At 57.9% G+C, this 8,001-nt stretch carries 19 protein-coding genes; all 19 read left to right on the top strand.

Translation table 11 applies throughout. From position 1 onward, the window contains the following. Nucleotides 1–95 (top strand): EF-Tu C-terminal domain-related protein (locus C8D99_RS15675; protein WP_133958124.1); only part of this gene is annotated, 95 nt, incomplete at its 5' end. A gap of 20 nt (nucleotides 96–115) precedes the next feature. Next, a complete protein-coding gene (gene rpsJ / locus C8D99_RS10645; protein ID WP_133958123.1) occupies nucleotides 116–421 on the top strand; it encodes a 30S ribosomal protein S10 in 306 nt (101 codons plus the stop codon). 33 nt (nucleotides 422–454) lie between these two features. Then, complete coding sequence (rplC, locus tag C8D99_RS10640; RefSeq protein ID WP_133958122.1) at nucleotides 455–1,081, top strand: 50S ribosomal protein L3; 627 nt, start codon at nucleotides 455–457, stop codon at nucleotides 1,079–1,081. A 27-nt stretch (nucleotides 1,082–1,108) separates the two neighbouring features. Further along, nucleotides 1,109–1,732, top strand: a complete 624-nt coding sequence (rplD, locus tag C8D99_RS10635) for a 50S ribosomal protein L4 (protein ID WP_133958121.1) — start codon at nucleotides 1,109–1,111, stop codon at nucleotides 1,730–1,732. Next, nucleotides 1,729–2,025 carry a 50S ribosomal protein L23 gene (gene rplW / locus C8D99_RS10630; RefSeq protein WP_133958120.1) on the top strand — a complete coding sequence of 99 codons (297 nt, stop codon included), beginning with the start codon at nucleotides 1,729–1,731 and terminating at the stop codon, nucleotides 2,023–2,025. Before rplD ends, rplW begins: the two co-directional genes overlap by 4 nt. 22 nt (nucleotides 2,026–2,047) lie before the next feature. Next, a complete protein-coding gene (gene rplB, locus C8D99_RS10625; protein WP_133958119.1) occupies nucleotides 2,048–2,875 on the top strand; it encodes a 50S ribosomal protein L2 in 828 nt (275 codons plus the stop codon). A 12-nt stretch (nucleotides 2,876–2,887) separates the two neighbouring features. Further along, the gene (gene rpsS, locus C8D99_RS10620; protein ID WP_133958118.1) at nucleotides 2,888–3,169 is read left to right on the top strand and encodes a 30S ribosomal protein S19; all 282 of its coding nucleotides are present in this window, start codon (nucleotides 2,888–2,890) and stop codon (nucleotides 3,167–3,169) included. Between the two features lie 12 nt (nucleotides 3,170–3,181). After that, nucleotides 3,182–3,514, top strand: coding sequence for a 50S ribosomal protein L22 (rplV, locus tag C8D99_RS10615; RefSeq protein ID WP_133958117.1), 333 nt, complete (start codon nucleotides 3,182–3,184; stop codon nucleotides 3,512–3,514). A gap of 13 nt (nucleotides 3,515–3,527) precedes the next feature. Continuing rightward, the gene (rpsC, locus tag C8D99_RS10610) at nucleotides 3,528–4,196 is read left to right on the top strand and encodes a 30S ribosomal protein S3 (protein WP_133958116.1); all 669 of its coding nucleotides are present in this window, start codon (nucleotides 3,528–3,530) and stop codon (nucleotides 4,194–4,196) included. Between the two features lie 6 nt (nucleotides 4,197–4,202). Continuing rightward, nucleotides 4,203–4,625, top strand: a complete 423-nt coding sequence (gene rplP / locus C8D99_RS10605) for a 50S ribosomal protein L16 (RefSeq protein ID WP_133958115.1) — start codon at nucleotides 4,203–4,205, stop codon at nucleotides 4,623–4,625. 2 nt (nucleotides 4,626–4,627) lie between these two features. Beyond that, on the top strand, nucleotides 4,628–4,843 hold the full coding sequence (rpmC, locus tag C8D99_RS10600) for a 50S ribosomal protein L29 (RefSeq protein WP_133958131.1): 216 nt from the start codon (nucleotides 4,628–4,630) through the stop codon (nucleotides 4,841–4,843). A gap of 6 nt (nucleotides 4,844–4,849) precedes the next feature. Further along, nucleotides 4,850–5,146, top strand: a complete 297-nt coding sequence (gene rpsQ / locus C8D99_RS10595; protein WP_133958114.1) for a 30S ribosomal protein S17 — start codon at nucleotides 4,850–4,852, stop codon at nucleotides 5,144–5,146. A gap of 3 nt (nucleotides 5,147–5,149) precedes the next feature. Then, nucleotides 5,150–5,518, top strand: coding sequence for a 50S ribosomal protein L14 (gene rplN / locus C8D99_RS10590; RefSeq protein ID WP_133958113.1), 369 nt, complete (start codon nucleotides 5,150–5,152; stop codon nucleotides 5,516–5,518). Between the two features lie 16 nt (nucleotides 5,519–5,534). Then, nucleotides 5,535–5,861: a 50S ribosomal protein L24 gene (gene rplX / locus C8D99_RS10585; RefSeq protein ID WP_208321153.1), complete on the top strand. Its 327-nt coding sequence runs from the start codon at nucleotides 5,535–5,537 to the stop codon at nucleotides 5,859–5,861. A 15-nt stretch (nucleotides 5,862–5,876) separates the two neighbouring features. Then, on the top strand, nucleotides 5,877–6,419 hold the full coding sequence (gene rplE / locus C8D99_RS10580; RefSeq protein WP_133958112.1) for a 50S ribosomal protein L5: 543 nt from the start codon (nucleotides 5,877–5,879) through the stop codon (nucleotides 6,417–6,419). 18 nt (nucleotides 6,420–6,437) lie between these two features. Further along, nucleotides 6,438–6,623: a type Z 30S ribosomal protein S14 gene (locus C8D99_RS10575; protein WP_133958111.1), complete on the top strand. Its 186-nt coding sequence runs from the start codon at nucleotides 6,438–6,440 to the stop codon at nucleotides 6,621–6,623. A gap of 28 nt (nucleotides 6,624–6,651) precedes the next feature. Next, nucleotides 6,652–7,056: a 30S ribosomal protein S8 gene (gene rpsH / locus C8D99_RS10570; RefSeq protein ID WP_133958110.1), complete on the top strand. Its 405-nt coding sequence runs from the start codon at nucleotides 6,652–6,654 to the stop codon at nucleotides 7,054–7,056. A 16-nt stretch (nucleotides 7,057–7,072) separates the two neighbouring features. Continuing rightward, on the top strand, nucleotides 7,073–7,612 hold the full coding sequence (gene rplF / locus C8D99_RS10565) for a 50S ribosomal protein L6 (protein ID WP_133958109.1): 540 nt from the start codon (nucleotides 7,073–7,075) through the stop codon (nucleotides 7,610–7,612). A gap of 16 nt (nucleotides 7,613–7,628) precedes the next feature. Then, a complete protein-coding gene (gene rplR, locus C8D99_RS10560) occupies nucleotides 7,629–7,994 on the top strand; it encodes a 50S ribosomal protein L18 (protein ID WP_133958108.1) in 366 nt (121 codons plus the stop codon). Nucleotides 7,995–8,001: the final 7 nt, after the last annotated feature.

Below are 8,001 nucleotides of genomic sequence, written 5' to 3'. Positions count from 1 at the left end.
TCGTGCCCATCGCCATGGATCCGGGTCTTCGTTTTGCGGTGCGCGAGGGCGGCCATACGGTCGGCGCCGGCGTCGTCACCGAGATTCTTGAATAACCCCAGAGGGGGAATAGACAGTGGCAAAGAAAATACGCATCCGGCTGAAGGCCTTCGACCACAGGGTACTCGACAGCTCCGCCTCCCAGATCGCCGAAACGGCGGACAGGAGCGGCGCCAAGGTTTCCGGGCCGATACCCCTTCCGACCGAGATCAATAAGGTTACAATCCTGAAGTCCCCTCACAAGGACAAGGATGCGCGCGAACAGTTTGAAACCAGGACACATAAGCGCCTCATCGACATCATCAACCCGACGCAGAAGACGATGGACGCGCTTATGCAGCTGAACCTTCCTTCTGGAGTAGACATCCAGATCAAATTGTAGGGGAAGCTCTGAGCTGAAAGGAGTTGGAGTGAAATGAGCATCGGTATTCTGGGTAAGAAACTCGGAATGGCCCAGATATATAACGATCAGGGCCAGGCGGTGGCAGTCACGGTGATCCAGGCCGGGCCGTGCCCTGTAGTGGATATGAAGACCCCTGACAAGGACGGCTACAGTGCTCTTGTTCTCGGGTTCGGAAAGGTCAACCCGAAGAAGCTGAACAAGTCCCGCCAGGGTCTCTTCGAGAAGTCGGAAGTAGAGCCCCAGGACACTCTCCGGGAGTTCCGGGTTGACGTCCTCGACGGATATTCCGTCGGCCAGGAGATCAACGTGTCCCTTTTCTCCGAGGGCGAGACGGTGAACGTGTCGGGCATCAGCAAGGGTAAGGGCTTCGCCGGAGTCATGAAGAAGTACCACTTCGGCGGATCGAATTCCAGCCATGGCGCTTCCGTGGTTCACCGGCGGGGCGGTTCCAGCGGAGCCAGCAGCTACCCCGGCCGCGTTTTCAAGGGCAAGAGAATGCCCGGAAGAATGGGCAGTGAGAAAGTCACCGTTAAGAATCTCACTGTCGTAGCAGTGGACACCGACAATAACCTTCTTCTTGTCAAGGGTGCGGTACCCGGCGCGAAAAACAGCCTGGTCACCCTTTTCAAGAAAGGCTAGTCGGCAGAGAAGGAGGCCGGAATTACAATGCCTACCCTGAAACTCGTATCATTCCAGGGAGAACAGCTCGGGGAAATGCAGCTTGCCGATGAAGTCTTCGGCGCCCCCGTTCATGTTCCCGCCATGCACCAGGTTGTGGTCGCACAGCTCGCCAACCGCAGACGGGGAACCCAGTCCGCGAAGACAAGGGGCGAAGTCAGAGGCGGCGGAAAGAAGCCCTGGAGACAGAAGAAAACCGGACGGGCCCGTCACGGAAGCACCCGTTCGCCCATCTGGACCGGCGGCGGCGTGACCCATGCGCCGAAGCCCAGGGATTACAGCCAGAAGGTGAACAAGAAAGTACGCCGTCTTGCGATCCGCAGCGCTCTTTCGCTGAAGGTCCGGGACGAGCTCATGACCGTGGTCCAGTCTTTCGATCTCTCCAAGCCCTCCACGAAGGAAATGATCGCCTTCTTTTCGGCGGTCAACGCCAGAAAGCCTCTGATCGTCCTTCCCGAGAGCAACGAGTCCGTGGCGAAGTCCGCCCGGAACGTTCCCGGAGCAAAGGTGATCAACATGGGCAACATCAACGTGTATGACCTTCTCAACGCGGGAACCCTCGTGATGACCCCCGAGGTCGTCAGCAGGCTCGAGGAGGTGTATGTCGGATGAACCTCATCGCCCACGATATCATCATCCGCCCGGTTATTACCGAGAAGAGCAGCCGTCTCATGGAGATGAACAAGTACACCTTTGAAGTGCATCCTTCCGCGAACAAGATCCAGATCCGGAAGGCCATCGAGGAAATCTTCAAGGTGAAGGTCCAGAATGTGAACGTGCTGTCCGTTCACGCCAAGCCGAAGAGAATGGGTGCTTTCCAGGGAAAGACCCGGTCGTGGAAAAAGGCGATCGTCAGTCTGGCCCAGGGCGAGCGCATCGAGTTCTTCGAAGGCGCAAGCATCTAGCGGGAAGGAGAAGGAATCAGCAATGGCAATCAAACAGTTCAAGCCCTATACTCCCGGCCGCAGGTTCATGACCGTCCAGAAGAACGACGATCTAACCAGGAAGGATCCGGAGCGCTCCCTCCTCGAGCCCCTTCACAAGAAGGGCGGCAGGAACAACCGCGGCAGGATCACCATGCGCCACCGGGGCGGCGGCACCCGCAGGCTCTACCGGGTCATCGACTTCAAGAGGAACAAGCTCTCCGTGCCCGGAAAAATCGCCGCCATCGAGTACGATCCGAACAGGAACGCCCGCATTGCCCTCGTTCATTATCTTGACGGTGAAAAGCGGTACATCCTGGCTCCCAAGGACCTCAAGGTCGGCGACACCATCGTGGCCGGCCCCGAGTCGGACATCAGGCCCGGAAACGCCCTGAAGCTGAAGGATATCCCCGTGGGCACCATGGTCCACAACCTCGAGCTCGAGCCCGGCAGGGGCGGAAAGCTTGTCCGCGCGGCAGGAACATCGGCCCAGCTCATGGCAAAAGAAGGAAAGTACGCTTACCTCCGTATGCCCAGCGGTGAGCTCCGGCTCATCCTGCAGGAATGCATGGCCACCATCGGCCAGGTCGGAAACGAAGATTACGAGAACGTGTCCCTCGGCAAGGCCGGGAAGACCCGTTGGTTGGGCAGACGTCCAATGGTTCGCGGTATGGTCATGAACCCTGTCGACCATCCCATGGGCGGCGGTGAGGGACGGAGCAAGTCCCATAAGCACCCCGTTTCCCCCTGGGGAACTCCCGCAAAGGGATACCGCACCCGGAAGAACAAGCCGTCCGATAGACTTATCGTCCGGCGCCGTTACGAGAAGTAAGGAGGGACTAAGATGGCTCGTTCCAGAAAGAAGGGGCCCTATGTGGACCAGAAGCTGCTCCGTAAAGTGGAGGACATGAACGAAGGGACCGCGAAGAAAGTGCTCAAGACCTGGTCCCGGAGGTCCACCATAGTGCCGCCCATGATCGGCCACACGATTGCGGTGCACAACGGCAGGATCCACATCCCCATCTACATCAGCGAAAATATGGTCGGTCACAAACTTGGGGAATTTGCCCCCACCCGCAAGTTCGGCGGACATGCGGGTCAGGAGCGCTCCTCAAGAGCGAGGTAAGGAGTGATGGTGATGGAAGCGAAAGCCGTTGCCAGGCAGGTACGGGTTTCACCTATAAAGGTTCGTCGGGTGCTGGCTCTCATTCGGGGCAAAAAAGTCGGGGACGCCCTTGTGGCTCTCCAGTTCAGCCCGCAGAAATCCGCCAAGCTCGTCGGAAAAGTGTTGCAGAGCGCTGTAGCCAACGCCGAACACAATTTCGGCATGGATACGGATAAACTGCGGGTCGTAGCAGCTACGGCGGATCAGGGGCCGAAGATGAAGCGCTTCCGCCCCGTGTCGATGGGTAGGGCGCACCCCTACTACCACCGTACAAGCCACGTGACAGTCACAGTGGCAGAACGTTAAGGAGGGGGAACTCGTGGGACAGAAAGTTCACCCAATCGGATTCCGTCTTGGAGTCGTCAGTGAATGGGAGTCCAAGTGGTATGCCGGCGGTAAGGATTATGCGAAGAATCTTCACGAGGACATCGCGCTTCGGAAGTACATCGCCAAGAAGTGGGAGCATGCGGGTATTTCCCGTATCGAGATAGAAAGGGTCGGTCACGTCATCCGCTTCACGGTTTGGACCTCCCGGCCCGGTGTAGTGATCGGACGCGGCGGTGCCGAGATCCAGGTCATGAAAGACGACCTCCAGGCAAAGACCGGCGCCAAGATCATGATCAACGTTCAGGAGATCAAGAATGCGGACGTGGAGGCCCAGCTCGTGGCAGTGGGCGTCGCCTCCGCCCTCGAGAGAAGGGTTTCCTTCCGGAGGGCCATGAAGCAGTCCATCTTCCGCGCCATGAAGGGCGGAGCCAAGGGAATCAAGATTTCCACCGCCGGCCGTCTCGGCGGAGCGGAAATCGCCCGGACGGAATGGTACAACGAGGGGCAGCTTCCTCTGTCCACCATCCGTGCCGACATCGATTACGGGTTTGCCGAGGCCCGCACCATGTACGGAGTCATCGGAGTAAAGGTCTGGATTTACAGGGACAAGGAAAACGAGCGTCCCGCCCAGGCGCCCCGGCAGTCCCGGAAAAGGGGGTAGCACGCTATGCTTATGCCGAGCAGGGTAAAATACCGCAAACCTTTCCGCCGTCCCCTCAAGGGACGCGCCAAGGGCGGGGCTACGGTGGCCTTCGGCGAGTACGGTCTTCAGACTCTTGACTGTGCCTGGATCACCGCCCGCCAGATAGAAGCCACCCGTGTGGCCATTTCGAGAAAAATGAAGAAGGGCGGAAAGATCTGGATCCGGATTTTCCCCGATCACCCCTTCACCAAGAAGCCTCTCGAAACCCGTATGGGTAAGGGAAAGGGATCTCCGGAGTTCTGGGTCGCTCCCGTGAAGAGGGGCCGCATTCTTTTCGAGATCGCCGGTGTTCCGAAAGAGGTCGTAGAGGAAGCTTTCCGCACAGCCTCTCACAAGTTGCCTGTCAAGGTGCGGATTGTCGCCCGAGAAGGTTTTGGTGGTGAATGAACATGGAAGCCAAGAATCTGCGCGATCTTACGATCGAAGAACTGAACGAGAAACACAGGCAGTATAAGGAAGAGCTGTTCAACCTGCGTTTCCAGAACGCCATAGGACAGCTTCAGAACACGGGCAGGATCAAAGCCGTGAAGAAGACGATCGCCAGAGTGCTGACGGTCGTCCGTGAGAAACAGATGGCCGGCGAGCAGTCCGCCGGAAGGAGGTAACCCCGAATGGAAGAGCGGAAACCTCACCGCAAGGTACGGACCGGCACGGTCGTAAGCGACAAGATGGACAAGACCGTGGTCATCCGGGTAACGCGGTATGACGAACATCCCCTCTACGGAAAGAGGATCATCAGGGCGAAGAAATACACCGCCCACGATGAAAACAATGAATGCAGAATGGGGGACCTCGTGACCATCGGTGAGTCACGGCCCCTGAGCAAGACCAAGAGATGGACCCTTCTCGAGATCGTCCGGCGTGCGCCCGTGTTCGACTCGGTCGAGGAGAACGGCGGGGAGGCATAGGCCATGATTCAGTTGACGACTGTTCTCAATGTGGCTGACAACTCCGGTGCGAAGAAGCTTTTCTGCATCCAGGTTCTCGGCGGAAGCAAGAGAAGGTTCGGCACCATCGGCGACGTGATTGTGGCGTCCGTCCGCGAGGCCATTCCCAACAGCAACATCGCGAAGGGATCGGTGGTCAAGGCGGTCATCGTCAGGACGAAGAAGGAAATCCGCAGGGCAGACGGCTCGTACGTCCGCTTTGACGACAACGCCGCGGTGATTATCGACAACAACGGCGACCCCAAGGGAACCCGAATCTTCGGGCCGGTGGGACGGGAACTGAGAGCGAAGAAGTACATGCGCATCCTCTCCCTCGCCCCGGAAGTTGTGTAACGGAGGGCAATGGACTATGGGCAAGATGAGACTGAAAAAAGGTGACCGGGTCCGGGTCATCTCCGGAAAAGACAAGGGAAAAGAGGGGAAGATCCTCCGCTCGATTCCCGACCGGGATCTCCTGGTGATCGAGGGCATCAACATGGCGACGAAGCATGTGAAGCCTTCCCAGAAGAACCCCAAGTCCGGCATTGTGAAACAGGAAGGGCCGATCTACGCCAGCAAGGTCATGCTTGTGTGCCCCTCTTGCGGTGCTGCTACCCGCGTTGGTCGCGGCTACCTTGACAGCGGAAAAAAGGTCCGTCTGTGCAAGGCATGCGGCGAAATCGTGGACCAGGTGTAAGGAGGAGAGTGCGCCATGACCCCTCGTTTTCTCGAGAAATATAAAAACGAAGTCGCAGGCAATCTTGCGAAGGAATTCAGCTACAAGAACGTCATGGAGATTCCCCGCCTGAAGAAGATCGTGGTGAACGTCGGAGCGGGTGAAGCGAAGGTTGACATCAAGTACATGGATGTTTCCATGGCGGAGCTCACGGCCATCACAGGGCAGCGCCCCCTTCTCAAGAGGGCGAAAAAGTCCGTGGCCGGCTTCAAGCTTCGCCAGGGAATGCCCGTAGCCTGCACCGTCACCCTTCGGGGAGCCCGCATGTGGGAATTCCTCGACAGGCTTATTTCCCTCGCCCTTCCGAGCATCAAGGACTTCCAGGGTGTGTCGCGGCGGGGATTTGACGGCAGGGGCAATTACAACCTCGGCCTCCGGGAGCAGCTTATTTTCCCGGAGATCAACTATGACAAGGTCATCCGCCCGCGCGGAATGAACGTGTCGATCGTAACATCCGCGAAAACGGATGAGGAAGCCCATGCTCTGCTTCGCGAGCTGGGAATGCCCTTCAACCGGTAAGAAAGGGGGATTTTCGAGATGGCAAGAAAGGCAATCAAGTACAAGACTACGCAGCCCCCGAAATTCGCGGTGAGAAAGTATAACAGGTGCCCGCTCTGCGGCCGTGTTCACGGATACATGAGACGATTCAACATGTGCCGTTGCTGCTTCAGAAAGCTCGCTCGCGAGGGAAAAATCCCCGGCGTAGTGAAGTCTAGCTGGTAGCAGAGTGGACTGAAGGGGGTTACGAGGAATGTACGTTACCGATCCGATAGCGGATATGCTTGCACGCATAAGGAACGCGAACATGGTTTTCCATGAGAGCGTTGATGTGCCTTCAAGCAAAATCAAGATGGAAATAGCCCGTATTCTCAAGGAAGCGGGCTACATCAAGAATTACAAGGTTGTCAGCGACCCGAAAAAGCCGTACAGCTCCATCAGGCTTTTCCTCTCCTACGGTCCCAGCCGGGAGCGGGTCATTCAGGGGCTTCGCAGAATCAGCAAGCCCGGCAGAAGAATCTACGTCGGCCATGCCGATCTTCCCAAGGTCATGGGCGGGCTTGGAATCGCGGTCATCTCTACCTCCAAGGGCCTCAAGACGGACACGGAAGCGACGCAGCTCGGCCTGGGCGGCGAAGTTCTCTGCTATGTCTGGTAAAGTGGGGGTGCGCTAGATGTCTCGAATCGGACGAAAAATCATCCCCCTTGGCTCCGGAGTGAGCATTGCCGTCAATGACGGCGATGTGACCGTCCAGGGACCCAAGGGAAAGCTTTCGACTCCCACAGTTCCGGGGATCGATGTCGCCGTTGAGGACGGACACGTTGTCGTCAGCCGGCAGAACGAGCAGAAGCAGACAAAGTCCTTTCACGGGATGATGAGGGCCCTCATCGCCAACATGGTGACCGGGGTGAGCACCGGATTCAAGAAGGACCTCGAAATCGTCGGCGTGGGATACCGCGCCCAGATGCAGGGGAAAAAGCTCATTCTGAACCTCGGCTATTCCAACCCCGTGGAGTACGAAGCTCCCGCAGGAATAGACATCGCCGTCGAAGGTCCCACGAAACTTTCCGTGGCGGGAATTGACAAGCAGGCGGTAGGCCAGGTTGCGGCGATCATTCGCGGGTTCCGCTCTCCCGAACCCTACCAGGGCAAGGGAATCCGGTACGCCGGCGAGCGGATAATCCGCAAGGCCGGAAAGACCGGCGCCAAGTAATCTGAGGTGAATTGACATGAAGATCAAAAGCAGAAGCGTAATGCGCGAAATTCGTCACGCCAGGCTTCGCAAACAGGTGTCCGGCACCGCCGCAAAGCCGAGGATGGCTGTTTTCCACAGCCTTTCCCATATCTATGTCCAGTTCATCGATGATGAAGCGGGACATACCCTTGCGGCAGCCTCCACGGTGGAACCCGCCGTCAGGAGTGCCCTCGCCGGAACATGCAATACGGAAGCCGCCAAGGCAGTCGGAAAAGTTGCTGCTGAACGCGCTCTCGCCAAGGGCATCACGTCGGTGGTCTTCGACAGGGGCGGGCACATGTTCCACGGCAAGGTGAAGGCTCTGGCGGAATCCGCCCGCGAAGCCGGCCTGAAGTTCTAAGGGGAGG

This window comes from Aminivibrio pyruvatiphilus (genome assembly GCF_004366815.1).
Taxonomy (GTDB): Bacteria; Synergistota; Synergistia; order Synergistales; family Aminobacteriaceae; genus Aminivibrio; species Aminivibrio pyruvatiphilus.
Note: the sequence above shows the minus strand (reverse complement) of the source record. Positions and strands in the feature narration are given on the sequence as shown.